Origin of the sequence: Paraburkholderia sacchari (assembly GCF_000785435.2) — a bacterium.
Taxonomy (GTDB): domain Bacteria; phylum Pseudomonadota; class Gammaproteobacteria; order Burkholderiales; family Burkholderiaceae; genus Paraburkholderia; species Paraburkholderia sacchari.
In genome coordinates, this window is the sequence record NZ_JTDB02000003.1 from 357990 (window position 1) to 382740 (window position 24751).

General features: G+C 65.2%; 22 protein-coding genes and 2 tRNA genes. 7 read left to right on the plus strand and 17 right to left on the minus strand.

Annotated elements, in window-relative coordinates; translation table 11 throughout:
• The first annotated feature begins 168 nt into the window (after positions 1–168).
• Positions 169–1887, plus strand: coding sequence for a ubiquinone-dependent pyruvate dehydrogenase (gene poxB, locus NH14_RS13880; protein ID WP_035522208.1), 1719 nt, complete (start codon positions 169–171; stop codon positions 1885–1887).
• A gap of 118 nt (positions 1888–2005) precedes the next feature.
• On the opposite strand, the gene NH14_RS13885 is transcribed toward poxB, so the two are convergent.
• Together NH14_RS13885 and hemN are read right to left on the minus strand one after the other, a co-directional pair.
• Positions 2006–2090: transfer RNA gene (locus NH14_RS13885), tRNA-Leu, on the minus strand.
• A 126-nt stretch (positions 2091–2216) separates the two neighbouring features.
• Entirely contained in the window at positions 2217–3602 is a 1386-nt protein-coding gene (gene hemN / locus NH14_RS13890; protein WP_035522210.1) for an oxygen-independent coproporphyrinogen III oxidase, read from the minus strand.
• 214 nt (positions 3603–3816) lie between these two features.
• Here hemN and NH14_RS13895 point away from each other — a divergent pair, with 214 nt between their 5' ends.
• From NH14_RS13895 to NH14_RS13905, 3 genes are all read left to right on the plus strand, one after another.
• Positions 3817–4122, plus strand: a complete 306-nt coding sequence (locus tag NH14_RS13895; RefSeq protein ID WP_084225140.1) for a YkgJ family cysteine cluster protein — start codon at positions 3817–3819, stop codon at positions 4120–4122.
• A 69-nt stretch (positions 4123–4191) separates the two neighbouring features.
• Entirely contained in the window at positions 4192–4815 is a 624-nt protein-coding gene (locus NH14_RS13900; protein WP_084225083.1) for a DUF1439 domain-containing protein, read from the plus strand.
• Positions 4816–4908: 93 nt separating this feature from the next.
• A complete protein-coding gene (locus tag NH14_RS13905; RefSeq protein ID WP_035522213.1) occupies positions 4909–5763 on the plus strand; it encodes an undecaprenyl-diphosphate phosphatase in 855 nt (284 codons plus the stop codon).
• 99 nt (positions 5764–5862) lie between these two features.
• Here the strand turns inward: NH14_RS13905 and trmB are convergent, their stop codons facing one another.
• The 4 genes from trmB to NH14_RS13925 all read right to left on the minus strand — a co-directional run bounded on the left by trmB (position 5863) and on the right by NH14_RS13925 (position 8020).
• The gene (gene trmB / locus NH14_RS13910; protein WP_035522216.1) at positions 5863–6672 is read right to left on the minus strand and encodes a tRNA (guanosine(46)-N7)-methyltransferase TrmB; all 810 of its coding nucleotides are present in this window, start codon (positions 6670–6672) and stop codon (positions 5863–5865) included.
• 216 nt (positions 6673–6888) lie between these two features.
• Positions 6889–6963, minus strand: a tRNA-Gly gene (locus NH14_RS13915).
• Between the two features lie 77 nt (positions 6964–7040).
• Positions 7041–7604, minus strand: a complete 564-nt coding sequence (locus tag NH14_RS13920) for a YggT family protein (RefSeq protein WP_035522219.1) — start codon at positions 7602–7604, stop codon at positions 7041–7043.
• Between the two features lie 95 nt (positions 7605–7699).
• Positions 7700–8020 (minus strand): EthD family reductase, encoded by a 321-nt coding sequence (locus NH14_RS13925; RefSeq protein WP_035522223.1) that lies wholly within the window; start codon positions 8018–8020, stop codon positions 7700–7702.
• Between the two features lie 470 nt (positions 8021–8490).
• Between NH14_RS13925 and NH14_RS13930 the strand changes: the two genes are divergently transcribed.
• Together NH14_RS13930 and NH14_RS13935 are read left to right on the plus strand one after the other, a co-directional pair.
• A complete protein-coding gene (locus NH14_RS13930) occupies positions 8491–8652 on the plus strand; it encodes a hypothetical protein (protein ID WP_167556477.1) in 162 nt (53 codons plus the stop codon).
• A 386-nt stretch (positions 8653–9038) separates the two neighbouring features.
• The gene (locus tag NH14_RS13935; RefSeq protein ID WP_035522229.1) at positions 9039–9347 is read left to right on the plus strand and encodes a hypothetical protein; all 309 of its coding nucleotides are present in this window, start codon (positions 9039–9041) and stop codon (positions 9345–9347) included.
• Between the two features lie 95 nt (positions 9348–9442).
• Here NH14_RS13935 and NH14_RS13940 read toward each other — a convergent pair whose 3' ends face one another.
• Positions 9443–10915 (minus strand): NAD-dependent succinate-semialdehyde dehydrogenase, encoded by a 1473-nt coding sequence (locus NH14_RS13940; RefSeq protein WP_035522232.1) that lies wholly within the window; start codon positions 10913–10915, stop codon positions 9443–9445.
• A 166-nt stretch (positions 10916–11081) separates the two neighbouring features.
• Positions 11082–12671 (minus strand): UbiD family decarboxylase, encoded by a 1590-nt coding sequence (locus NH14_RS13945; RefSeq protein ID WP_035522235.1) that lies wholly within the window; start codon positions 12669–12671, stop codon positions 11082–11084.
• Positions 12672–13227: 556 nt separating this feature from the next.
• Here NH14_RS13945 and NH14_RS13950 point away from each other — a divergent pair.
• Positions 13228–14430: a transglycosylase SLT domain-containing protein gene (locus NH14_RS13950; RefSeq protein ID WP_035522237.1), complete on the plus strand. Its 1203-nt coding sequence runs from the start codon at positions 13228–13230 to the stop codon at positions 14428–14430.
• A gap of 129 nt (positions 14431–14559) precedes the next feature.
• Here the strand turns inward: NH14_RS13950 and NH14_RS13955 are convergent, their stop codons facing one another.
• From NH14_RS13955 to NH14_RS13995, 9 genes are all read right to left on the minus strand, one after another.
• Entirely contained in the window at positions 14560–15753 is a 1194-nt protein-coding gene (locus NH14_RS13955; protein ID WP_035522239.1) for a pyridoxal phosphate-dependent aminotransferase, read from the minus strand.
• Positions 15754–15835: 82 nt separating this feature from the next.
• Positions 15836–16270 carry a transcription antitermination factor NusB gene (nusB, locus tag NH14_RS13960; protein ID WP_035522241.1) on the minus strand — a complete coding sequence of 145 codons (435 nt, stop codon included), beginning with the start codon at positions 16268–16270 and terminating at the stop codon, positions 15836–15838.
• On the minus strand, positions 16267–16776 hold the full coding sequence (ribH, locus tag NH14_RS13965) for a 6,7-dimethyl-8-ribityllumazine synthase (protein WP_035522244.1): 510 nt from the start codon (positions 16774–16776) through the stop codon (positions 16267–16269). Before ribH ends, nusB begins: the two co-directional genes overlap by 4 nt.
• Before the next feature lie 53 nt (positions 16777–16829).
• A complete protein-coding gene (gene ribBA, locus NH14_RS13970) occupies positions 16830–17990 on the minus strand; it encodes a bifunctional 3,4-dihydroxy-2-butanone-4-phosphate synthase/GTP cyclohydrolase II (protein WP_035522246.1) in 1161 nt (386 codons plus the stop codon).
• A 237-nt stretch (positions 17991–18227) separates the two neighbouring features.
• Complete coding sequence (locus tag NH14_RS13975; protein ID WP_035522952.1) at positions 18228–20057, minus strand: ABC transporter ATP-binding protein; 1830 nt, start codon at positions 20055–20057, stop codon at positions 18228–18230.
• Between the two features lie 495 nt (positions 20058–20552).
• On the minus strand, positions 20553–21188 hold the full coding sequence (locus NH14_RS13980; RefSeq protein WP_035522956.1) for a riboflavin synthase: 636 nt from the start codon (positions 21186–21188) through the stop codon (positions 20553–20555).
• Between the two features lie 44 nt (positions 21189–21232).
• Positions 21233–22399 (minus strand): bifunctional diaminohydroxyphosphoribosylaminopyrimidine deaminase/5-amino-6-(5-phosphoribosylamino)uracil reductase RibD, encoded by a 1167-nt coding sequence (gene ribD, locus NH14_RS13985; RefSeq protein ID WP_035522249.1) that lies wholly within the window; start codon positions 22397–22399, stop codon positions 21233–21235.
• A 111-nt stretch (positions 22400–22510) separates the two neighbouring features.
• Positions 22511–23809 carry a glutamate-1-semialdehyde 2,1-aminomutase gene (gene hemL / locus NH14_RS13990; protein ID WP_035522251.1) on the minus strand — a complete coding sequence of 433 codons (1299 nt, stop codon included), beginning with the start codon at positions 23807–23809 and terminating at the stop codon, positions 22511–22513.
• 217 nt (positions 23810–24026) lie between these two features.
• Positions 24027–24536 (minus strand): hypothetical protein, encoded by a 510-nt coding sequence (locus NH14_RS13995; protein ID WP_035522959.1) that lies wholly within the window; start codon positions 24534–24536, stop codon positions 24027–24029.
• Positions 24537–24751: the final 215 nt, after the last annotated feature.

The window sequence follows — 24751 nt, forward strand, 5'->3', positions numbered from 1 at the left end:
CGCGGTTGGTCGCTGCGATGCCGGATGACTGATCGTGCCCCTGAATGCGTCCGTGTTGCGGTACTTCACGGCGCGTCTGGTGGGGATGGCGTAACGTAATGCGATTCACCGGCGCGCTGCGTGCATCGCGCGCAGTGCCTGGCCACTATCCAAGGCAAGGAGAACAGCATGGCGAAGACGATCGCGGACTTTCTGGCCAAGACGCTCGAAGCGGTGGGCGTCGAGCGTATCTGGGGCGTGACCGGCGACAGTCTGAACGGACTCTCCGCGAGCTTGCGCAAGCTCGGCACGATCCGCTGGATGCATACGCGGCACGAGGAAGTTGCTGCGTTCGCGGCGGGCGCCGAAGCCGCTGCAACGGGCCGGCTCGCCGTATGCGCGGGCAGTTGCGGCCCCGGCAATTTGCATCTCATCAACGGCCTGTACGACTGCCATCGAAATCACGCGCCGGTGCTGGCCATCGCCGCGCACATTCCATCGACGGAGATCGGCCTCGGCTACTTTCAGGAAACTCACCCAACCGAGATCTTTCGCGAGTGCGCCCATTACGTTGAGCTCGTGACCAATGCCGCTCAGTTTCCGCGCGTTCTCGCTACGGCGCTGCGCACCGCCATCGACCAGAAGGGCGTGGCCGTGATCGTCCTGCCAGGCGACGTGGCGCTGCTCGACGGACCGGAGGAAGAGCCCGTCTGGGCGCAGCACGCGCGGCCCGCGACGTTGCCGGCTTCGGCCGACATCGACCGGCTGGCGGACCTGCTCAACCGCTCGGAGGCCGTCACGCTGCTGTGCGGCAGCGGCTGCAAGGGCGCGCACGACGAAGTAGTGGCGCTTGCCGACGCCCTTGGTGCACCGACCGTGCATGCGCTGCGGGGCAAGCAATATGTCGAATGGGATAACCCGTACGACGTGGGCATGACGGGGCTGATCGGCTTTAGCTCGGGCTATCACGCCATGATGTCGTGCGACACGCTCGTGATGCTCGGCACCGATTTTCCGTATCGCAACTTCTACCCCGAGCGCGCGAACATCGTTCAGATCGACCGCAACGCGGCGGCGCTGGGCAAGCGCGCGCCACTCACGCTCGGGCTGATCGGCGACGTGCGCGAGACCTTGCGCGCGCTTACGCCGCGGCTCACGCGCAAGACCGAACGCCAGTTCATCAAACGCGCGCGCGAGCACTACGCGGATGCGCGCAAGGGGCTGGACGACCTTGCGCGCCCGGCGGCCGCAGGCAAGCCGCTGCATCCGCAATACGTGACCTCGCGCATCGACGCGCTGGCGGCCGACGACGCCATTTTCGCGGTCGACGTAGGCACGCCCACGCTCTGGGCCGCGCGCTATCTGACGATGAATGGGCGCCGCCGCCTGCACGGCTCATTCAACCACGGCTCGATGGCGAACGCGATGCCGCAGGCACTTGGCGCTCAGGCCGCGCATGTTGGGCGTCAGGTGATTTCGCTATCCGGCGATGGCGGTCTTTCGATGCTGCTCGGCGACATACTCACGGCGCGCCAGCTCGATCTGCCGATCAAGATCGTCGTCCTGAATAATGGGTCGCTGGGTTTTGTCGCGATGGAGATGAAGGCGGGTGGCTATGTCGAAACAGGCACCGATCTCGTGGCGACCAATTTCGCCGATATTGCGAAAGGCGCCGGCCTCTTCAGCGTGCGCGTGGAGACGTCGGAAGCGCTCGACGATGCGTTGCGCGAAGCGTTCGCTCATGACGGCCCGGCGCTCGTCGATGTGGTGACGACCAAGCATGAGTTGGCCATGCCGCCGAGACTCCAGTGGGCGCAGGCGAAGGGGTTCAGCCTTTATATGCTGCGCGCGGTGTTGAGCGGGCGAGGCGACGAAGTGGTGGAACTCGCGCAGACGAATTTGCGCTGATGGTGCGCGCTGATTGTATGGATTGGCGGATCCAGGGCGCTTGAAGCAAAAAACCCCGCAGGACACGGTCCTTTGCGGGGTTTCTCTGGGCGTCGCCTGGCGACACCTGGAATGGGGGTGGTGCCTCGGGCCGGAATCGAACCGGCACTCCTTTCGGAACCGGATTTTGAGTCCGGCGCGTCTACCAATTTCACCACCGAGGCAGTTTCGCGGTCTGCTTTTGTAGCAAACACTCGAAGTAGCCGGAGATTATGGCGTAAATTCCGGGCTGCGGCAACTATTGGTGCCAATGGGCCGTGCGGGCCACCTGCGAGCAGCGGCAGTTGCATTCAGACCGTACGAGAAAAGCGCTCGATCTTTTGGGCCCCGAGGTACCTGTCGAACACCATCGCAATATTGCGCACGAACATGCGCCCAGCGGGCAGCACTTCGATCCGGTCGGAACGGCACGTCACGAGCCCGTCGGCTTCGAAGGCGCGCAGGCGCTCCAGCTCGGGCGCGAATTCTGCCGGCAAGCGCACGCCATAGGCAGCTTCGAATTCATCGAAGCGCAGCTCCAGATTGCACATCAGCTCTGTGATGATGTCGCGGCGCAGGCGGTCGTCGGCGGTGAGACGCACGCCGCGCGTCACGGCGAGTTGCCCGGAGTCGATGGCCGCGCCGTAGCTTGCAAGGTCCTTGGCGTTCTGCGCGTAGACATCGCCGACCTTGCCGATCGACGAGGCGCCGAAGCCGATCAGATCGCACTCGGCGCGCGTGCTGTACCCCTGGAAGTTGCGATGCAGCGTGCGCTGCGCCTGGGCGCGCGCAAGCTCGTCGGTGGGCAGCGCGAAGTGATCCATGCCGATATACACGTAGCCGGCCTCGGTGAGCTGCTCGACCACGAGTTGCAACAGCGCGAGCCGCGTGGCCGGCGAGGGCAGCGTGGCTGGGTCCATCTGCCGCTGCATTTTGAAGAGTTGCGGCATGTGCGCGTAGCCGAACACCGAAATGCGCTCGGGGGCGAGCAGCAGAATCGTGTAGAGCGTGCGCTGAAAGCTGCTGACGCTCTGGTGCGGCAAACCGTAGATCAGATCGACGCTGATCGACTCGAAGCCGTTCGCACGCGCCGTATTCATGACGTCGACCGTGAGTTCGAGCGGCTGGATGCGGTTGATCGCGCGCTGCACGACGGGGTCGAAGTCCTGCACGCCGAGGCTCAGCCGGTTGAAGCCGAGAGTGCGCAGGTGTGCGATGGTTTCCGCCGACGCCTCGCGCGGGTCGATCTCGATCGAGTATTCGCCTTCGCTGTCGGGACGCAGCGCGAAGTGCTCGCGCGTGGCGGCCATCAGCGTGGTCATTTCCTCCAGCGAGAGAAAGGTGGGTGTGCCGCCGCCCCAATGCAACTGCGAGACTGGCCGCGTCGTATCGAAAAGCGCCGCCTGCAGTTCGATTTCGCGCACGAGTTGTTGCACATACGGCTTCGAGCGCTTGCGGTTTTTTGTCGCGACCTTGTTGCAGCCGCAATAAAAGCAGACGGTGTCGCAGAAGGGAATGTGGAAGTACAGCGAAAGGTCGGTTTCCGCCGCGCCGGGGTCGGATGCGGCTCGCCGATAGTGATCGAGATCGAAATCTTCGCGGAACTGCAGCGCGGTGGGATAAGACGTATAGCGTGGGCCGTTCGTGCCGTATTTGGCAAGCAGATCGGGGCGAAAGAGTAAGTCGGTGTCGCTCATGCGGGCTCTCAGGTGGGCGGCGCGGCACCCGCGATGCGTACGTGGCATTCAGAGCGGGGCGTCTCGGGGCGCCAGACCAACTGAGTGTAAGAGTCGATTAACCGAGGCGTTTGTGTAAAAAGGTCGCAGCGTGCGATGGCACAATGCGAACAGTCTTTTGCCGAGACCGCATTTGGGCCGGTTTGGCGACGTGTTTTTCGAATCCGTAACAGTCTTGTTTCAGGAAGTCGTTGTGAGTGCAGGTTTCCTTCTTTCCGCGTCTGGCCACGCATGCCGCCCCGGCTGCGGTGCGTGCTGTATTGCGCCGTCCATTTCGAGTCCGATTCCTGGCATGCCGAACGGCAAACCCGCCGGCGTGCGCTGCGTGCAGCTCGACGAGGACTTGCAGTGCAAAATATTCGGCTCGCCGTTGCGCCCAGCATGTTGCTCGGGTCTCCAGCCGCAGGTCGAAATGTGCGGCGACTCGCGCGAGCAGGCGCTCGTCTGGATCGAGCGCCTCGAAGCCGCCACCAGGCCGTAGGCGCTCGTTGGAACCCGTGGTATTTCGCAAACGCTGTTGTCCCGCCGTTGTTCATTAAGGAGATTTCGCATGATCCGACGCGCGCCGCGCGCCTTTTCCCCTTCGCGCAACCCGGGCACGCCTCGCGTCACCCGAAGGGCTTTCGTGCTCTCCGCCTGTGCGGCGGCCTGCGCGGCCATGTCGCTTGGCGCATGTGCGTCCGGCATCTTTCCTTTTATCCCCGATCACTACACGTTTTCGCAGCAGCAGGTGCAGGACGCGGTGCAGCGCAAGTTCCCGTACCACCGCTCGGTGCAGCAGCTTTTCGACGTCGCGCTCACAAACCCGGTCGTTACCTTGCTCCCGGACCGCAATCGCGTGGCGGTGCGCGTCGACGCGCATCTCGAAAGTCCACTGATGCAGGAACCGGTGAGCGGCGCGTTTACGCTCTCGAGCGAGCTTGCCTACGATGCTCCGAGCCGCTCGGTCATTCTGAAGTCGCCCACGGTGGACCGCGTCGATATGGCGGGCAACGCAGCCGTCTACGCACAGCAGGTGAACGCCGTTGCCGCGATGGCAGCTACCCAGTTGCTGGCCAACTATCCCATTTACACGTTCAAGCCGGATCAGCTCCAATTTGCCGGGGTGAATTACGAACCCGGTACAATCAGCATCCTTACAAACGGCATACGCGTGCAGATCGTCGAGAAATAAGCGACGGGAAGCTCGCCGCGTGCAGCCGTCGGCGGGCGTGCATGCGAGCGGCGCACGGGCCCTCCGGCGCATATTTTCCGCAAGGGAGTGGGGATGGACTGGATTGTGGCGTGCAAGGCCCTGGTTCTGGGCATTGTCGAGGGGTTGACGGAATTTCTGCCGATTTCGAGCACTGGGCACTTGATCGTGGCGGGTAGCCTGCTCGGTTTCGACGGCGAGTTCGAAAAAACCTTTGACGTGGTGATCCAGCTGGGCGCCATCCTTGCCGTGTGCTGGGAGTTCCGCCGCAAGATTGGCACGGTGGTGATGGGGCTACCCACGCGGCCCGAGGCGCGGCGCTTCGCGCTCAATATCGTCATTGCGACGATTCCTGCCGTGGTGCTGGGGCTGCTGTTCGAGAAGGCGATCAAGTCAGTGTTGTTCTCGCCGGTTCCGGTTGCGTTCGCGCTTGTTGCCGGCGGCCTGATCATCTTGTGGGTGGAAGGACGCCGGCGCGCCGGCCGGGGGCCGGGGGCCGACAAGGCGCCGCCGCCTGCGCGCGTGAATTCGCTCGACGACATCTCGCTGCTCGACGCCTTCAAGGTGGGCCTCGCGCAGTGCTGCGCGCTGATTCCCGGCATGTCGCGTTCGGGTTCGACCATCATCGGCGCGATGCTGTTCGGCGTCGAACGGCGCGTCGCCACCGAGTTTTCGTTCTTCCTCGCGATTCCGATCATCTTCGGCGCGACGGTCTATGAAATGCACAAAGCCTGGCAGACGCTCTCGGTCGATTGGCTCGGGCTGTTCGGCGTGGGCTTCGTTGCTGCGTTCGTCAGCGCATTTGCCTGCGTGCGCTGGCTGTTGCGCTATATCGCCTCGCACGATTTCACGGCATTTGCGTGGTATCGCATCGCGTTCGGCCTCGTGATCCTGCTGTTCGGCTATGGCGACTGGCTCGACTGGCAGTGAAGCCGTGAAGTGGCTCGCATCGCCGCCGGAGCCGGCGGCGTCGGAATGCAAAACGGGCGCTGCAGTTCACAGCGCCCGTTCGTCTTTGCTGGTGACGCGTTAGCCCGCGCGGCGTTTGAACACCAGATCCCACACGCCGTGACCGAGCCGCAGACCGCGGCGCTCGAATTTGGTCACCGGGCGATAGGCGGGACGCGGCGCGTAGTCGGCGGCCGTGTTCTCGAGCGCGGGCTCGGCGCCCAGCACCTCGAGCATTTGTTCCGCGTAGTTCTGCCAGTCGGTTGCACAGTGCAGGTAGGCGCCCGGCTTCATGCGCGAGACGAGCAACTGCACGAACTTCGGCTGGATCAGCCGGCGCTTGTGGTGACGCGCCTTGTGCCACGGATCGGGAAAGAAGATGTGCACGCCGTCCAGGCTCGCGGGCGCGATCATCTGCTCTAGCACTTCGACTGCGTCGTGCTGAATGATGCGGATGTTCGTGAGGTTCTGCTCGCTGATCAGCTTGAGTAGCGCGCCCACGCCAGGCTCATGGACCTCGACGCCGAGAAAGTCGTCGTCGGAGCGCAGTGCGGCGATCTCCGCGGTGCTCGCGCCCATGCCGAAGCCGATCTCCAGCACGCGCGGCGCATGCCGGCCGAACACGGCATCCCAGTTGGCGTCCTCGGGTGCATAAGGCACCACGAAGCGCGGGCCGAGTTCGTCGAGCGCGCGGCGCTGGCCGGTCGAGACGCGCCCGGCGCGCGTCACGAAGCTGCGGATGCGGCGGTGGTGCAGGGCTTCATCGGTGTTTGCCTGCGCGGCTTCGGCCGAGGGTGCTGCCGTTTCCTGCGATGGGTTCGCGGCGGGATTGTCCGTTGCGGCGGACGGCGTGCAGTCGGTACGGGCTGCGTCGTTCGGATCGTGGTTCATCTTCGATGATGGGAAGTGAGGGCAGCGGGCTTCGCGGCACTATCTACAGGGCGTAGCCGTGTCGCCGGCGTTCGGGGCTTCCGTGTTGCGTCGGGGGAAGGTCCGCGCATGAACGCTGCCAGGTGCATTACCGCAGATCGCAGCCGCTCGAAGCGGGCCGGCTGGAGAGATGTCGCTGCGCCTTGCATGAATGCGCGAGACAGTGAGGCGAATTCGTGGAGCGGGCGATGGGAATCGAACCCACGTCTCCAGCTTGGGAAGCTGGGGTAATGGCCATTATACGACGCCCGCAGAACGCGCTATTTTACGCGAATTTCACCGGCTTGCGCAATCGCGCCGCGCCCCTCAGGACGCGGACACGCGCAGAATCAAATTCCAAACAGCGTCAGTGAGACCGCGGCGCGCGTGACCACCATCAGCAGTACCTGAACCACCACGAACAGCAAAATGGGCGAGAGGTCGAGCCCGCCGAAGTTCGGCAGAATGCGCCGGATGGGATTCAGAAACGGCGCCGTAAGCTGAAGCAGCACGGGCATCGCCGCCGAGTGCGGGTTCAGCCAGGAGAGCAGCGCCATCAGGATCGTCAGCCAGAGGAGCAGATTGAGCGCCCATTTCACGACCGTCAGTACCGCGACGATCAAAAGGGTGGGCAGGAAACCGAGCGGGTCGACGCCTGCGAGCCATACCATCAGCAGCACGTAAGCGACGGCGGCGATTACCGCCGCCACGACGCTCGCAAGGTCGATGCCGCGCAGGCCCGGAATCACGCGGCGCAGCGGCAGCACGAGCCAGTTGGTCGCCTGCTGGATGGCATGCGTCACCGGGTTGTACGGCGGAACGCGGACGAACTGCAGCCAGACGCGCAGCAGCAGGGCGGCGCCGAACAACGTGAAGAGCGTGTTGAGCAGAAAGCGGGCGATATCGCCGAACATCGGAGTTGTTTCCTTCTTGTAGTGAGTGACGGTGCGTGGCGGCGGGTTTCGGGCGTGCGTCCTGTTATCGGATCAACGGCGGATCAAACGGTGCATCAAACCGACACCTTGATCTCGCTGACCAGGATCGTGCCATTACCGCCGTCGGTGTAGTTGGGAATATCGTCGACGAGTGTCTTCTGATGCGGCTTGAACACAGTGTAAAAGTCATCCAGCGTGTCGAACAGGAAATGCCCCGCCGCGACGTACGGCGGCGGCGTGCCCGGCGGCCCCGCGTTGATGCCGATATCGATCGACCAGCCCTTGAGCTTGTCGCCGAAAAGCTTCGCGGCGAGCGGCATATGCCGCGTGGCGTAGTACTCGGTGTCGAATCGACCGTTTTCGCGGTAAGGATAAAGGATGCTGATCTTGATCATTGGCCGTTCCTGTTGACGAATCCCGATGCGCGAGCGCACTGCCGGCGTGCGCCGATGCCACATTACCACGGCTTACGCCTCGCCAGTGATGGCGCGAAACGTCGGATGCCGAGCGCGCGCGTAGGGTATTTCTGTCGCTTTTCGGGCAAACGGCTAAAGTGAGTCAAAGCGCTCGTGCAAGCTCCCACGCCGCGAAATGTTCGCTGTCGTACCGATGCGATCGGCAAGCTCAAATTAAAAAGGACGCAAGGAGCGGCGACGATGATGCGTGTGCGCCCGTTCGCCTTCGCGCAGCACGGGGGGCGCGTGACTAACAGGTCCCGGGTGATCTGTCACGCATCTGCGGCTATCTAGCAACACTGCGTTTGTCCGTTCGCAAACTTGCGCACAATGATTCCATGGCTCCGGTTTCGTTGTTGCTGTGTGCAATTGGGCTGTTTCCTGTCGGTGGTCCGATTTGGGAGGTCACGATGAGCATCTTCGCTTACCGAAAGCATCTGCGGTTTCTCACGCCTCATCAGCGTCGCCGCTGGTGGGATCAGAAGAAGCGTCTCACGCCGCGCGTGCGGATTAGCGTCGCTTATGTTCCACCCAGCGTGACGCGCGAGTTCACCTACGTGAAGGTCGGATAGCGCCACCGCTCAGGCTGCGCCATTCAATTTCGACGATGCCCGGTCCGTGAACCGGGCATCGTCGTTTCAGGCCGGCCAAAGCGTCTCGCGTGGGTCAATTTGTAATGAAACATTACCTGCTCGTTTGGCGGTGGCCTTAAAATTTCCGGCAAAAATGACCGAGCGGGCGGCGAAGGGCGTTTGCAAGGCGCGATACGTCGAGGTTTGGGCCTCGCGTCGTCAGATGTTTGTGACATCGGCTTGATTCAACGTCAGGAAGCCCGCACCTGCGATTGCAATTTGCAACAAATGGCTACCTTTGACGGCCTGCGTTTTCGATAGAGTGCATGTGTGGGCTTTGCCCGTCATGTGGAGCGACGCTGTCGTCGGCCGCCAGGAGAAGAGAAGTGAAAAAGACCGTTTCGTTTATCGTTGCCGCTGCGCTGGGTGTGGGGCTCGTTAGCGCAGCCGAGGCGCACGTTTCGGTGGGTATCGGTATTGGCATTCCTGTTGCACCGGCGTATCCGGTCTACGCTGCGCCGGTCTACGCGCCGCCGCCTGTCGTCTATGCCCCGCCGCCGCCGGTGGTCTATGCACCGCCGCCCGCAGTCGTCGTGGGTGGTTATGGCGGCTATGGCTACTATGGCCGTCCGTACTGGCATCATGGCTACTATCGCGGCTACCGTGGTTACCATGGTGGCTGGGACCGCCACTAAGCTCGACCGATGATGCCGGGTGGCATGGCGCCACTCGCCTGAAGTTTTCCGCAACGGCGCAACGCCGGCTCATGCCGCGTTGCGCCGTTTGCTTTTCAGACTCCCATACAGAGGTACTTCAGCTCGACATATTCGTCGATGCCGTATTTCGAGCCTTCGCGCCCGAGCCCAGACTGCTTGACGCCGCCAAACGGCGCAACCTCGTTCGAAATGAGCCCGGTGTTGATGCCGACCATACCGTACTCGAGCGCCTCGGCCACGCGCCAAACGCGGCCGATGTCGCGGCTATAGAAATAGGAGGCGAGGCCAAACTCGGTGTCGTTCGCGAGGCCGATGGCCTCGGCTTCGTCGCGGAAGCGGAACACGGCGGCAACCGGCCCGAAGGTCTCCTCGCGCGCGATCAGCATCTCGCGCGTGACTTCGGCGAGCACGGTGGGCTCGACATAGCGGCCTTCCAGCACCTGGCCGCCGGTGACGAGCTTCGCGCCCTTCGACGTCGCGTCGCCGATGTGCTGCGTCACCTTGGCAACCGCCGCGTCGTCGATCAGCGGTCCCTGGTTGATGCCGGCCTCGAAGCCGTTGCCGACCTTGATCTTGCGCGAGGCGGCGGTGAGCTTTTCGACGAACGCGTCGTAGACCTTGTCATGCACGTAGAAGCGGTTGGTGCACACACAAGTTTGGCCCGCGTTGCGGTATTTCGAGATCACGGCGCCTTCCACGGCGGCATCGATATCGGCATCGTCGAACACGATGAAGGGCGCGTGGCCGCCCAGTTCCAGCGCGATTTTCTTGACCGTCGGCGCGCATTGCTGCATGAGAATGCGGCCCACCGGCGTCGATCCCGTGAACGAAAGGTGGCGCACGATATCGCTTTCGCAGAGGGCCTTGCCCACTTCGATCGAATTGGCCGAGTCGGCGGTGATGACGTTGAATACGCCCTTGGGCACGCCAGCGCGCTGTGCGAGTTCGGCGAGCGCGAGTGCGCACAGCGGCGTCTGTTCGGCGGGCTTCACGACGATCGTGCAACCCGCTGCGATGGCGGGCGCGACCTTGCGGGTGATCATCGCGATCGGGAAGTTCCAGGGCGTGATCGATGCGCAGACACCAATCGGCTGCTTGATCACGACGAGCTTGCGGTCGCTCGCGGGGCTCGCGAGCACGTCGCCGTTCACGCGCTTCGCCTCTTCGGCAAACCATTCCAGGAACGAGGCGCCATAGACCACTTCGCCGCGCGCCTCGGCGAGCGGTTTGCCTTGCTCGGCGGTCATGATTGCCGCGAGGTCGTCGGCGTGTTCGATCACGAGGTCGTACCAGCGGCGCAGTATGACCGCGCGCTCCTTGCCGGTCTTCGCGCGCCAGGCGGGCAGCGCCGCATGCGCGGCGGCAATGGCGCGGTGCGCCTCGGCGGCGCCGAAATCGGGCACGCGGGCGATTTCTGTATTGTCGGCGGGGTCGAGCACGGCGAAGGTCGCGGCGCCGCCGCTCCACTCGCCGTCGATCCAGGCGCGCGTCTTGAAGAGGGCGGGGTCCTGCAACTGCGTCAGGCGTTCCGATGTGGACAAGCTCATCTTCGTGTCTCCTCGATGCGTGTGCGGCGCGGCCCGAAGCGGGCCGTATCGCGGTGAGCGAACGCGGCGTCGCGAAGGCGTCGCGGGTGTGCAACGAATATGCAGCGAATATGCAGCGTCCGGGCTATGGCTCGGCGTTCAGGCTGCAGGCCAGCACCCACAGCCCTCAGGCGCGCCCGAGCCCGAGTTCCTCGTAAAGGCGGTCGACGCGCGCCTTCACGTCCTGCGTCATCTCGATGGCGCGACCCCATTCGCGGTCCGTTTCGCCGGGCCACTTGTTGGTGGCGTCAAGGCCCATCTTCGAGCCGAGGCCCGCAACCGGAGACGCAAAATCGAGATAGTCGATCGGCGTATGTTCGACGAGCACGGTATCGCGTGCGGGATCGATACGCGTGGTGATCGCCCAGATCACTTCTTTCCAGTCGCGAATATTCACATCATCGTCGACCACGACGATGAACTTCGTATACATGAACTGCCGCAGGAAGCTCCAGACGCCAAACATGACGCGTTTTGCGTGCCCGGGGTAGCTCTTCTTCATCTGCACGATGGCCATGCGGTAGCTGCAGCCTTCGGGCGGCAGATAGAAGTCGGTGATTTCCGGGAATTGCTTCTGCAGGAGCGGCACGAACACTTCGTTCAGCGCGACGCCGAGCACGGCCGGCTCATCGGGCGGCTTGCCTGTATACGTAGAGTGATAGATCGCATCGCGCCGCATGGTAATGCGCTCGACCGTGAAGACGGGGAACCACTCCTGCTCGTTGTAATAGCCGGTGTGGTCGCCATAGGGCCCCTCGAGCGCGTGCTCGTATGCGGCGCTCGCGCCTTTCGAGGGGCGAGGCGGTGCGCCGGCCGGCGCGGGAGGCTGGCCGCCGCCGTTTGCATGGTCATTGGGATAGATGAATCCTTCAAGCACGATTTCCGCGCGTGCGGGTACCTGAAGTGTGTCGACGCCGGGCGTGAGGCACTTCGCTAGTTCGGTGCGACCGCCGCGCAGGAGGCCAGCGAACTGGTATTCGGACAGCGTGTCGGGCACCGGCGTGACGGCGCCGAGGATGGTGGCCGGGTCGGCGCCGAGCACGACCGCCACCGGGTAAGGTTTGCCAGGGTTCTGCAACGCGAATTCGCGGAAATCGAGCGCGCCGCCGCGGTGCGCGAGCCAGCGCATGATGAGTTTGTTGCGTCCGATGAGCTGCTGGCGGTAGATGCCAAGATTCTGGCGCGTCTTGTTGGGCCCTCGCGTAACCGTGAGGCCCCAGGTGATGAGCGGACCGGCGTCGCCGGGCCAGCAGGTTTGGATGGGCAGTTTCGCGAGATCGACGTCGTTGCCTTCCCAGACGATCTCCTGGCAGGGTGGCGCGCTCACGGTCTTTGGCGCCATGTCCCAGACGGCCTTGGCGAGCGTGAGCAGCTTGCCGGCGTCCTTCAGACCGCGCGGCGGCTCGGGCTCCTTCAGCGCAGAGAGTAGTCGCCCCACGTCGCGCAGCGACTCGAGCGCGGCACCGTCGCCGGCGCTTTCTGGCGCATCGATGCCCATGCCGAGCGCGACGCGCCGCGGCGTGCCGAAGAGGTTGCCCAGCACCGGGAACGCATGAGTCGCGCGGCTCTCGAATAGCAGGGCGGGACCGGCGGCGCGCAATACGCGGTCGCAGAGTTCGGTCATTTCCAGCACCGGAGAGACGGCTTGTGGAACGCGGCGCAATTCGCCGAGCGTCTCCAGGCGACCGACGAAGTCGCGCAAGTCTTTGTATTTCATCAGGATAGGAGCGGAGCCGCAGCGCGCGGCGAGGGCAGAGGCGAAACGATTGTCGATTTTACCTGTGTTACTTGACGCACGCTGTCATCCATATTGGGTAATCGGCCGCAGACGCTCGCAGTACGGGGGCTTGCCCGGATTGAACACTGTTCATAATTACAAATAGTTATAAATTTGACATTCTATAGTGTTGACCATCTATTAGAGCCTGCTAGAATCCGTCCACACTGGTTGCAGGGCTTGCAATTTCTAACCACCATCCCGGTCCTTCTGACGCAACGCGTCACCGTTTAGCCGACTCCCTGCACGGCTCTTCACGGTCTAGATTGGTTGTCTTCGCCGGCGCCTCTTTGCGCCGGCTATTTGCGTGAGAACCCCTCGTGCGCGCCCAAGGCGTGCCTGGTAGTCAGGAAGGGGTTCCACTTACGGCGTTCCTGCCGTTTTCCCGACACCGTTGCTGCACCAGCCAGGGCGCACGATGTCTTGATCCAGCGATTGGCATTTGGCCTCGTGTCAGCTTCGGTCGCCGGATCATGCAACATGGGAGATCCGTTAGATGAATACCTGGTTATCGTGGTGGCGCGCCGATGAGCGTTTCGCTTCGGGGCTGCGTGCGCTACTGCGACGTGGCACACGTTTGAGCCACCATCTGTTCAGCATTGTGGGCGGCTGCGCTGTCCTGGTTGCGCTCGCTATCTGGTTGCTGCCCTCGTGGCGCGGCACGGTTGCCGCGCGCATGATGCCCTTTGTTTCCGCTGCCGTGCAGGCGGGTCCTGCGCGTCTGCTGCAAGGCAATCCGCTGCCTGCGGTTCTCCCGCCGCCCAGCGTGATGGCGAACGAAGACAGCAAGGCCGGCGCTGTGGCATTTCTTCCCGATGCAGCTGCGGCGAAGGTGACGCCCGCCGGTTCCAACGGCGTGGTGGATCGCGTCGCGACCAGCGTCTCCAAAGGCGGCATGGCTACGCTCGACGCGGTCACGCTCAATGGTCTCGATCCGCGTTCGCTGCCGAGCGTCGGCACGCTGGCGCGCATGATTCCGGCACAGCGCATCACGCCCGATGCCCGCGACGACCGCGTGCTGGTTTCGGCGCGCGAACAGGCGCTCGTTGCGACCTACATCGCGCGCCGCTATCGCGTGGCGCAGGAGCCCGTCGGCGAACTCGTGAGGGCCGCCTTCGACACCGGCCGTGAAGTGGGGCTCGATCCGTTGCTGCTGCTCGCGGTCATGGCGATCGAATCGGGCTTCAACCCGTACGCGGAGAGTGGCGTGGGCGCGCAAGGTCTCATGCAGGTCATGTCGAAGGTCCACTCGGACAAGTTCCAGTACTTCGGCGGCCAGAGGGCGGCGCTAGATCCGCTCGCGAACATCAAGGTCGGTGCGCTGGTCCTGAAGGACTGTATCGCGCGCGGCGGCTCGCTGCCGGGCGGTCTGCGCCTGTACGTGGGCTCGACCTCGCCTGACGACGGCGGCTACGGCGCCAAGGTCATGGCCGAGCGCGGGCGTCTGCGCGATGTGGCCCGCGGCCGCAACGTGCCGGTCAACGCGCCTCAGGCGCCTGTGACGACCACGGCCAGCACGTCGCCGGTGCAGAAAGTGGCGAGCATCAGCGGCGAGAAGCGTGTGCACGTAACGCTCGACAACGCACATGCGCTGGTGGAGAAGCCCTCGGCCGAGAAGGCCGCGCCCGAACAGGACGACGCCAACAATGGCGCCAGCACGGCGGCCCAGAAGCACAGCCAGTCTGAGTTCGGCGCGTAATGATGTAATGACCACGATCCGATCGCGATCGCTCCGGCCAGCAGGACATGCCGGAGAATACGAAAAAGGCACCCGAGGGTGCCTTTTTTCATGTCCGCCGGTTTGGCGGCAGCAACGGGATCGCTGGGGTCAACGATTGAACAAGGTCCGCAGCCGCCCGACCGCCTCTTCGAGCCGCTCGTAGGCCGTGGCATACGAGAGCCGCACATATTGGCGCGGCGCGGCCGTGCCGAAGTCCATGCCCGGAACCATCACTGTGCCCGCATCGTGCAGCATGGCGCGCGTGAGTGCGTCGCTGTCGCCAGCCGCCGGGTGATTGACGTTCGTGCAGTCCGCGTAGACGTAGAACGCGCCGTCCGGCATCACCGGCACGGTGAAGCCGAGTGACTCGAGCGCGGGCGCGATGAAGTCGCGGCGGCGCTTGAACTCCAGCCGGCGTGCTTCGTAGATGTCCAGCGTCTGCGGCTCGAAACAGGCGAGCGCGGCATGTTGCGCGAGCGCCGACGCGCAGATGAACAGGTTCTGCGCGAGCTTTTCGAACGCGCCGACCAGCGCGGGCGGCACCACGAGCCAGCCCAGCCGCCAACCGGTCATGTTGAAGTACTTCGAGAAGCTGTTGACGGTCACCACGTCGTCGCCGAAGGAGAGGGCGGAGACGGGGCGCGCGTCGTAGCTCAAGCCCTGATAGATCTCGTCGACGATCGTGAAGCCGCCGCGTGTGCGCACGGCCTTCACGATGCGTGCGAGCTCGTCGGGCTCGATCGACGTGCCGGTCGGGTTCGACGGCGAGGCGAGCAGCACGCCGCGCGTGCGCTCGGTCCACAGGCGCTCGACGTCGCTGGCGGTGAGCTGAAAGCGCGCTTCGGGGCCGCTCGGCACGAGCACCGGCTTGCCTTCCGCGGCGGCCACGAAGTGCCGGTTGCACGGATAGCACGGGTCGGGCATGAGCACTTCGTCGTCGCGGTCGACGAGCGCCGTGCAGGCGAGCAGCAGCGCCGCCGAGGCGCCGGCCGTCACGACGATGCGCGCCGGATCGACTTTCAGGCCGTAGGCGTGCTCGTAGTGCGCCGCGATCGCCTCGCGCAGCGTGTGGAGGCCGAGCGCATTCGTGTATTGGGTGACGCCACGGCGCAGCGCTGCGGCGGCGGCCTCGACGACGGGCTCGGGCGCCGTGAAGTCCGGCTCGCCGATGCCCATATGGATGATGTCGCGACCGGCGCGTTCGAGCTTCGCGGCCTCCTTCGCCAGTTCCATGACGTAGAAAGGCTGGATCTCGTCGACGCGCGCGGCAAGCCGCAGCAGCGGTTCGGCAACGGTGTTCATGCGGGTGTTTCCAGTGCTTGCGGGCGATGCGGCGCGTGGGACGCCGGGGCCTGACGGCCTGGCTCCACGCGCCGTATTGCGGTTACGACCTGCGGGCGGCTTGGGCTTCGGTGGCGCGCAGTTGCGCCGCGAGCTTGTCGAGCACGCCGTTCACGTACTTGTAGCCGTCCGAGCCGCCGAAGGTTTTCGTGAGCTCGACCGCCTCGTTGATGACGACGCGATACGGAATGTCGACGTGGTGCTTGAACTCGTAGGTCGCCACGAGCAGCACTGCGCGCTCGACAGGCGAGAGCTGCTCGATCGGACGGTCGAGGCACGGCACGATGGCGGCGGAGAGTTCCTCCGATTCGCGGATCACGCCGTGCAGGAGGGCGTCCAGGTGCTCGTGGTCGGCTTTGTCGTAGCCTTGCGAACCGCGCAGCTGCGCGTCGATCTCGCCGGCGGGCACACCCGACAGCAGCCACTGATACAAGCCCTGCGTGGCCAGTTCGCGGGAGCGGCGGCGCGCACTCTTCATTGCTGTTCCTCTTCGTCTTCCTCGTCTTCGTCGTCGCCACCGTCGAGCTGCTCCAGCGCGACCGTGAGATTCGCCATTTCGACGGCGACGCGCGCGGCGTCACGACCCTTTTCGGTCATGCGCGCGACGGCCTGCTCGTCGTTCTCGGTCGTGAGGACCGCGTTCGCGACCGGCACGCCGAAGTCGAGGGCGATGCGCGAGATGCCCGCGCCGCTTTCGTTCGAGACGAGCTCGAAGTGGTACGTTTCGCCGCGCACGACCGCGCCGAGCGCGATCAGGGCGTCGAACTGGCCGCTTTCGGCGAGCTTTTGCAGTGCGAGCGGAATTTCCAGCGCGCCCGGCACGGTGACGAGCAGCACGTCTTCGCCGGTCACGCCGAGGCGTTCGAGCTCTTCGATGCAGGCATCGACGAGGCCGTTGCAGACGGGTTCATTAAAGCGCGACTGGACGATGCCGATGCGCAGTCCGTCGCCGTCGAGATTCGGTTGGTATTGTCCGATTTCCATTTGATATCCGTAGGTTCGGTTGAGCGTGGTGACGCGTGAAGGGGGCCTGCGGTTTAATGTGCCGGGCGGTCGGCGGCTTCCGGCGGGCAGGGCGCTTCGGCGTCGCTGCCCGGCATCGGCACGAAGCCGGTGACTTCGAGACCGTAGCCCGACATGCTGCCGAGGCGGCGCGGCTTGGAGAGCACCTGCATGCGGCCCACGCCGAGTTCGCGCAGGATCTGCGCGCCGATGCCGTAGGTCTTGAAGTCCACGGGGCGGCGCGCGAGCGCCTCTGCGCGCTCCTTCTGGTCGAACGCCTGGAAGACGTCGATCAGATGTTCCTTGGTGTCGCCGCAGTTGAGCATAACGATCACGCCGAGATCGCGCTCGGCGATTTCGCGCATGGCGGCGTCGAGCGTCCACGAGTGCGTGGAGGAGCCGGTTTCCAGCAGATCCAGCACCGAAAGCGGCTCATGCACGCGCACCGGCGTGTCCTCGCCGGGCTTGGGCGTGCCGCGCACGAGCGCGATGTGCGGCGTGCGGGTGGGCTGGTCGACGTACATGACCGCGCGGAACGTGCCGTGGGCGGTGTGCATGGTGCGCTCGGCCACGCGCTCGACGATCGACTCGGTGCGGCTGCGGTAGTGGATCAGGTCGGCGATGGTGCCGATCTTGATGTTGTGCTCCTTGGCGAACTCGATCAGATCGGGCAGGCGCGCCATCGTGCCATCGTCCTTGATGATCTCGCAGATCACCGCCGCCGGCGTAAGGCCCGCGAGCGCCGTGAAGTCGCAACCGGCCTCGGTGTGGCCTGCGCGTACGAGCACGCCGCCGGGCTGCGCCATGATCGGGAACACGTGGCCCGGCTGCACGATGTGCTCGGGGCGCGCGTCATGCGCCACGGCGGTCTGGATCGTGCGCGCGCGGTCGGCGGCGGAGATGCCGGTGGTGACGCCTTCGGCCGCCTCGATGCTGACCGTGAACGCCGTGCCGTACTGCGTGCCGTTGCGGTAAGTCATGAGCGGCAGGTTGAGCAGCTTGCAGCGCTCCTGCGTGAGCGTGAGGCAGACCAGGCCGCGGCCGTACTTCGCCATGAAGTTGATGGCTTCGGGGGTGACGAACTCCGCTGCGATGACGAGGTCGCCCTCGTTTTCCCGGTCTTCTTCGTCGACGAGGATCACCATCTTGCCGGCTTTGAGCTCGGCGATGATTTCAAGGGTGGAGGCGAGCGTCATGGTGGAATTTTGGCTGGAAAGCGCACATTTTACGCCACGCGGGCGGGCGCGTCGCCCAGAACGGAGCTTCGGCGGAGAGTTTTGGGGCTGGCGCGCGCCCAGCCGGGCTCGCGGGCGCCGGTCGTTTGCCTGGCCGGGCGAGCATCGGGCGCGCACGAGGGTTGGCCGAACGGCGAGCAGGCTCCCGAGTGGCGCTTTCGCCACAATGCTGCTTTTCACACCCTGTTCAGTCGCTGCTCAGCGCAGCACGACGTCGTCGGCGAGTCCCTTCGTGAGCTCCAGCGCCTGGCGCTCGAACAGGCGCCGGTACAACCCGTTCTCGCGGCGCACGAGTTCGTCGTGCGTGCCTTCCTCCGCGACGCGCCCGCGCTCGAGCACCAGCAGGCGGTCGAGCGCGCGCACGGTCGAAAGCCGGTGCGCGACCACGACCGTCGTGCGACCCTCCATCAGCCGCTCCATCGCCTGCTGGATCAGCACCTCGCTTTCGCTGTCGAGGCTGGAGGTCGCTTCGTCGAAGATCAGGATCGGCGCGTTTGCAAGGAACGCGCGTGCGATCGCCACGCGCTGGCGCTCGCCGCCCGAGAGCTTCACGCCGCGCTCGCCCACGAGCGTGTCATAGCCTTTGGGCAGCGCCATGATGAAGTCGTGCGCGCTCGCGAGCTTCGCGGCGCGCACGATCTCGTCGTGGGTTGCGCCGGGCCGCGCATAGGCAATGTTCTCGGCAAGCGAGCGGTGAAACAGCACCGGCTCCTGCTGCACGATGGCGATCTGCGAGCGCAGCGACGCCTGCTGCACCCGCGCGATGTCCTGGTCGTCGATCGTGATGCGGCCGTCGGTGACGTCGTAGAGGCGCTGGATCAGCTTGATGAGCGTGGTCTTGCCGGAACCCGAATGGCCGACCAGACCCACGCGCTCGCCCGGCGCGATGCGCAGCGAAAGATTCGCGTAGAGCGGCCGCTCGTGCGCACCGTAACGGAACGTCATGTTCTCGAAGCGGATGTCGCCACGGTCGATCACGATGGGCGGCGCACCCGCCTTATCTTCGATGCCGAGCGGCTGGGCTTCGAGCATCACGAGCTCTTCCATGTCGTTGACCGAGCGTTGCAGGTTGCGCACGTGCATGCCCACGTCGCGCAGATAACCCTTGAGCAGGAAAAACAGCGTGAGCGCGAAGGTGATGTCGCCCACGCTCGCGAGCCCGCGCGCCCACAGCAGGAGCGCCGCGCCGAGTATGGCGGCCTGCATCGCAACCAGCAGCGCGCCCTGCACGCCGCCGTTGACGGTGCCGCGCCGCCAGGTGCGGCGCGTGCGGCTGTCCCATTTGTCGATCACGCGCGCGAGCCGCGCCTCTTCGCGCGTTTCCGCGCCGAAGGCCTTGACGACGGCGTTGCACGAAATGGCGTCGGCGAGCGCGCCGCCCATCTTCGTGTCCCACTGGTTCGCGAGACGCGCCGATGGCGCAACGTAGAGCAGCGACAGCGACACGGTGACGGCGAGATAAAACAGCGAGCCGATCCCGACCACGAGGCCCATGACATGCCACTGCAGCGCGAGCAGGGCGGTCGAGCCGACCAGCATCACGAGCGATGGAAAGAGCGCGACGAGCAGCGTGTCGTTGAGCAGATCGAGCGCCCACATTCCGCGCGTGATCTTGCGCACGGTCGAGCCGGCGAAGCTGTTCGCGTGCCAGTCGGTGGACAAGCGCTGCACGCGGTGAAACGCGTGCGTGGCAATTTCGCTCATCATCCTGAGCGTGAGCACGATGATGTTCTGGAACGCAGCCTGGCGCATCAGCGTGCCGGCGAGCCCGAGCGCCGTCAGCGCCCAGAACGCCGTGACGGCGGCGTGCCAGGCGGCGGCATTGCCGCTCGCGGCGTCGTGCGCGAGCGCGTCGACGAGCTGGCCCGCGTAGTGCGGCGTTAGCACGTCGGCGAGCGCGCCCAGTAGCGCGGCGAGGGCCACCGCGCCAGTGCGGCGCGGCTGGCGCGACCACTGCCGGAACGTGAAGCCGAGAACATTGCGGAACGTTTGTCCGCCGGAAGCGGGTTGTTTGTCTTGGTCTGCCATGGACAGATGCTTCAAGCCAAAGGCCTGAAGACTCTTCAGGAATGCGATGAGCGGAAAATGGGGCTCGCGCGTTCAGGCACCTGATGCCGAACGTCAATCCTCGAAATCGCTGGAAAGCGGCGCGGCGGCCAGATCGCCGCCAGAGACGCGCCGCGCGGTGCGGTGGACGCAGTCAGCGTGCCGGAAGCAGGGCGTGCGTGAAGTGTGGCATCACCCGAACCGGCGGCATGACGGCGGCCTTCTTGACTACTGTCATCTTTGCCTCCTTCATGGTGTTCGGGTGGGGGCGCGCCGCGCGTCAAAAGACGGGCGCGAGGGAATTCGGACGGATTTTATCAGTGATGCTGAAGTTGCGCTTGCACGGTGTTCGGAGGCACGGGGGCAAATCCAGGCCGGCGACCGAACACCGACGTTATCCAACGCCTGACTTTCTCGTCATAAACGTGCAATGCCAGCGTCGCCAGTGCGCAGGACGGTGGATTTTCGAAAACCGGATTATTTCAACGGTTGATGGTTTTCCTGAGACGCGCTGAGCATCCGCTCCACATAGCGCGCAATCAAATCGATCTCCAGATTCACCTTCGCGCCGGCCACGAGGTGCTTGAGCGTGGTCACTTCAACGGTGTGCGGAATCAGGTTGATCGAGAATTCGCAGCCGTCCGCGCGGTCGTCCACCGAGTTCACGGTCAGGCTCACGCCGTTGACCGTGACCGAGCCCTTGTAGGCGAGATAGCGGCCAATCTCCGCCGGCGCGAGCACGCGCAACTCGTGCGACTCGCCCACGGGCGCAAAGCGCGTGACCGTGCCAAGGCCGTCTACGTGGCCCGAGACGATATGACCGCCCAGGCGATCGTGCGCGCGCAGTGCTTTTTCCAGGTTCACTTCGCCGGTGTCGGCGAGGCCCACGGTGCGATTCAGGCTTTCGCGCGAGACGTCCACGTCGAAGCGGGTCGCAGTTTTTTCGATGACGGTCATGCACGCGCCCTGAATGGCGATGCTGTCGCCGAGCTGCACGTCCCCGAGGTCGAGGCCGCCCGCGTCGACGGTAAGGCGCACGCCCGCGTCGGCGTCGCTGCCGAGCGGCTTGATCGATTCGATGCGGCCTACCGCCGCGACGATTCCGGTAAACATCTGGCTGTCCTTTGTGTTCAGTGCGTTCAGTTCGTCAGAAACAATCATGTTGCGTCTCCTTGCGCGGGCGCGTCCGCGTCCGCATTGAGATTCGCATTCGAGTCATCAGGCACGAGGCGCGCGAGGACGCGCAGATCCTCCGCGACGCGCTCGACCGAGTGGAACACGAGGCGCGTGCGCGCATCGAGCTTCGCGGGCGCGGCAAGATTGAACATGCCGAGCGCGTCCGTGCCGAGCAGCGAGGGCGCGAGATAGACGAGCAACTCGTCCACGCAGCCTTCGCGCAGCAGCGATCCATTGAGCTTGTAGCCGGCTTCCACGTGCAGCTCGTTCACGCCGCGCGCGGCCAGTTCCGTGAGCACGGCGGGCAGGTCCACCTTGCCGCTCGCGTTGCCGAGCGCGACGATTTCCGCGCCGCGCGCGCGCAACGCATCGGCGCGCTCGGCGTTGCTGGCGTCGAGCGCGGCGCAAAACACCAGCGTGGGCGCGCCCACGAAGATCTGCGCGAGCGGCGAGGCGTCGAGGCGGCTGTCGATGAGAATGCGCTTGGGCTGGCGCGGCGTGTCGATTGCGCGCACGGTCATGCGCGGGTCGTCTTCCTTCACGGTGCCGATGCCCGTGAGGATGGCCGAGGCGCGTGCGCGCCAGGCATGGCCGTCGGCGCGCGCGGCTTCGCCCGTGATCCACTGGCTTTCGCCCGAAGGCAGGCCGGTGCGGCCGTCGAGCGAGGCCGCCACCTTCATGCGCACCCACGGGCGCTTTCTGGTCATGCGCGAGACGAAGCCGATATTGAGTTCGCGCGCTTCGCTGGCGAGCAGGCCGCAGCGCACTTCGATGCCCGCGTCGCGCAGGATCGCGAGGCCGCGCCCCGAAACGAGCGGGTTCGGATCTTCCATTGCCGCGATCACGCGTGCGACCTTCGCTTCGATCAGCGCATTCGCGCAGGGCGGCGTGCGGCCGAAATGGCTGCACGGTTCGAGCGTCACATAGGCGGTGGCGCCGCGCACTTCGTGGCCGCGTGCGCGCGCGTCCTTCATTGCCTGGATTTCGGCGTGATCGTGGCCGGCGGGCTGCGTGAAACCCTCGCCGATCACCACGCCGTCCTTCACCAGCACGCAGCCGACGCGCGGGTTCGGATCGGTCGTGTACAGACCGCGTACCGCAAGGGCGAGCGCGCGCTCCATGTAGGTGAAATCGGCTTGCGAAAACATGTCGTGCGGGCTCCGGGGCGTTTCGGGTGAGGGGGCGGGACGTGGGCCCCGCGTTCGGCCGGCGGTCGGCACGGCTTGTTGCGCGCCTTACTGTGTGCCTTGCGGTGTGTCTTACTGCGCGGCGGGTTCGGCGAACGCGCGGCGCGCGGCGGCGATCGTTTCGTCGATGAGCGCGTCGTCGTGCGCGCTCGACACGAAGCCCGCCTCGTAGGCCGACGGCGCGAAGTACACGCCGGCGTCCAGCATCTGATGGAAGAAGCGGTTAAAGCGCGTCACGTCGCTCTTCGTGACTTCCGCGAAGCTGCCCGGCACCTTGTCGGCGAAATAGAGGCCGAACATGCCACCCACCGAATCCGCGACGAACGGCACGCTCGCTTCGCGCGCGGCCTGCGAGAGGCCTTGCGCGAGACGCGCGGTCTGCGCCGTGAGCCTCTCGTAGAAGCCCGGCGCCTGGATGAGCTGCAGCGTCTTCAGGCCCGCGGCCACGGCGATCGGGTTGCCAGAGAGCGTGCCTGCCTGATACACGCCGCCGTTGGGGGCGAGATGATCCATGATCTCCCGGCGGCCGCCGAACGCCGCCGCCGGCATGCCGCCGCCGATCACCTTGCCCAGACACACGAGATCGGCCTGCACGCCGTACAGCGCCTGCGCGCCGCGCAGGCCGACGCGGAAGCCGCACATCACTTCGTCGAAGATCAGCACGCTGCCGTGCTTTGCGGTGAGGCTGCGCAGCGCGCCGATGAACTCGGGCGTGGCCTTCACGAGATTCATGTTGCCGGCGACCGGCTCGACGATCACGGCGGCGATTTCGTCGCCGAACGCCTTGAACGCTTCTTCGAGCGCCGCGACGTTGTTGTACTCGAGCACCGTGGTGTGCTTCGCGATGTCCACCGGCACACCCGCCGAAGTGGGGTTGCCGAACGTGAGCAGGCCCGAGCCGGCCTTCACGAGCAGGCTGTCGGCGTGGCCGTGGTAGCAGCCTTCGAACTTCACGATGCGGTCGCGCTTCGTGTAGCCGCGTGCGAGCCGCAGCGCGCTCATGGTGGCTTCGGTGCCGCTCGACACCATGCGCACCTGCTCCATCGACGGCACGATCTTGCAGATTTCCTCGGCGATTTCGATTTCGGCTTCGGTGGGTGCGCCGAACGAGAAGCCGTTGACGAGCACGCGCTGCACGGCTTCGAGCACTTCGGGGTGGACGTGGCCGACGATCATCGGGCCCCACGAGCCGATGTAGTCGATATAGCGCTTGCCTTCGGCGTCCCAGAAGTACGCACCTTGCGCGCGCTCGATGAAGCGCGGCGTGCCGCCGACCGAACGAAACGCGCGCACGGGCGAATTGACGCCGCCCGGAATGGTGCGCTGGGCGCGTTCGAAAAGGGCCTGGTTCGTGGACGAGGTGTTGGACATGGATGCTGGACCTGCGAGAGTGGTTGGTGCGATGGCTGCAGTGGCTTGATCAAGCGCGGCAGGCGGGGCTCTGGCGCGCCGGCGCTCGGGACCCATGCGGCTCGGGGCCGGCCAGGTAAGCTGCCGGGCCGGGCGCCAGCGATGGGGCGGCAATGCCGAAATTGTACCGGACTCGCGCCGGATAGGCCGGGGGCCACTACGGACGGCGCGTGGCCCGCTATGGACGGCGCGCAGCCCGCTCAGCCGCGTCGAGCGCTGCAACCGCCGCCACTGCGGCGGCCGGCATGGGCCGCCTGCCGGTCAGCTCGGCCCAGCGCTTCTCCAGCGCGCCCTCGGCGATCGGCTTGATGATCGTGCCCGAGCTTTGCGCATCCCATGTCTGCACGGAAAATGGATGGACGCGCAGCGCGTCGCGCGCGATGACGACGTTGTCGCTGGCATCGACGAGCCAGTCGTAGACGAAGTCGATGCACAGCCGGTAGCCGCGCTTGTAGTCGGGATCGGGCACCTCGTAGGGCGCGCGCGTCACGTAGCCGGAGCCGAACAGGCCGCGCGGTTCGGTCGCCACGCGATGCAGGAACACGCGGTCGCCGGGCAGGATGCCGCGCGCGAAGCCGCAGCCCCAGGTATCGGCGACAGCCGCGCCTTCCTGCACGCGGCGCGCGCAGTCGGACAGTTCAGGCCAGGGCCATTTCCTGGGGCTCCAGATCAGCAGGTAGGCGCTCATGAACGAAGCTCGCGCCATGCGGCGCATTGAAGAACGGGGAAGGGCGCAGCTTAACGCAAAGCGCGGGCGCAGCCTGGCTTGGCCTCGCTTCGTGTCGCTTGGTGTGGCTTGATCATGCGTGATGCCGAAAGCGGAATTTAAGCGTCGGGTACAATGCTTCCGCTATGTAGCCGCTTTTCGCGTCACTCGCGTCGCACTTGCATCGCAAATGCGAC

What these genes read in the sequence shown, in the direction of transcription:
- poxB (WP_035522208.1), top strand. Translation starts at nt 169, where the DNA reads ATGGCGAAGACGATCGCGGACTTTCTGGCCAAGACGCTCGAAGCGGTG.
- hemN (WP_035522210.1), bottom strand. Translation starts at nt 3,602, where the DNA reads ATGAGCGACACCGACTTACTCTTTCGCCCCGATCTGCTTGCCAAATAC.
- NH14_RS13900 (WP_084225083.1), top strand. Translation starts at nt 4,192, where the DNA reads ATGATCCGACGCGCGCCGCGCGCCTTTTCCCCTTCGCGCAACCCGGGC.
- NH14_RS13905 (WP_035522213.1), top strand. Translation starts at nt 4,909, where the DNA reads ATGGACTGGATTGTGGCGTGCAAGGCCCTGGTTCTGGGCATTGTCGAG.
- trmB (WP_035522216.1), bottom strand. Translation starts at nt 6,672, where the DNA reads ATGAACCACGATCCGAACGACGCAGCCCGTACCGACTGCACGCCGTCC.
- NH14_RS13920 (WP_035522219.1), bottom strand. Translation starts at nt 7,604, where the DNA reads ATGTTCGGCGATATCGCCCGCTTTCTGCTCAACACGCTCTTCACGTTG.
- NH14_RS13925 (WP_035522223.1), bottom strand. Translation starts at nt 8,020, where the DNA reads ATGATCAAGATCAGCATCCTTTATCCTTACCGCGAAAACGGTCGATTC.
- NH14_RS13930 (WP_167556477.1), top strand. Translation starts at nt 8,491, where the DNA reads ATGAGCATCTTCGCTTACCGAAAGCATCTGCGGTTTCTCACGCCTCAT.
- NH14_RS13940 (WP_035522232.1), bottom strand. Translation starts at nt 10,915, where the DNA reads ATGAGCTTGTCCACATCGGAACGCCTGACGCAGTTGCAGGACCCCGCC.
- NH14_RS13945 (WP_035522235.1), bottom strand. Translation starts at nt 12,671, where the DNA reads ATGAAATACAAAGACTTGCGCGACTTCGTCGGTCGCCTGGAGACGCTC.
- NH14_RS13950 (WP_035522237.1), top strand. Translation starts at nt 13,228, where the DNA reads ATGAATACCTGGTTATCGTGGTGGCGCGCCGATGAGCGTTTCGCTTCG.
- NH14_RS13955 (WP_035522239.1), bottom strand. Translation starts at nt 15,753, where the DNA reads ATGAACACCGTTGCCGAACCGCTGCTGCGGCTTGCCGCGCGCGTCGAC.
- nusB (WP_035522241.1), bottom strand. Translation starts at nt 16,270, where the DNA reads ATGAAGAGTGCGCGCCGCCGCTCCCGCGAACTGGCCACGCAGGGCTTG.
- ribH (WP_035522244.1), bottom strand. Translation starts at nt 16,776, where the DNA reads ATGGAAATCGGACAATACCAACCGAATCTCGACGGCGACGGACTGCGC.
- ribBA (WP_035522246.1), bottom strand. Translation starts at nt 17,990, where the DNA reads ATGACGCTCGCCTCCACCCTTGAAATCATCGCCGAGCTCAAAGCCGGC.
- NH14_RS13975 (WP_035522952.1), bottom strand. Translation starts at nt 20,057, where the DNA reads ATGGCAGACCAAGACAAACAACCCGCTTCCGGCGGACAAACGTTCCGC.
- NH14_RS13980 (WP_035522956.1), bottom strand. Translation starts at nt 21,188, where the DNA reads ATGTTTACCGGAATCGTCGCGGCGGTAGGCCGCATCGAATCGATCAAG.
- ribD (WP_035522249.1), bottom strand. Translation starts at nt 22,399, where the DNA reads ATGTTTTCGCAAGCCGATTTCACCTACATGGAGCGCGCGCTCGCCCTT.
- hemL (WP_035522251.1), bottom strand. Translation starts at nt 23,809, where the DNA reads ATGTCCAACACCTCGTCCACGAACCAGGCCCTTTTCGAACGCGCCCAG.
- NH14_RS13995 (WP_035522959.1), bottom strand. Translation starts at nt 24,536, where the DNA reads ATGAGCGCCTACCTGCTGATCTGGAGCCCCAGGAAATGGCCCTGGCCT.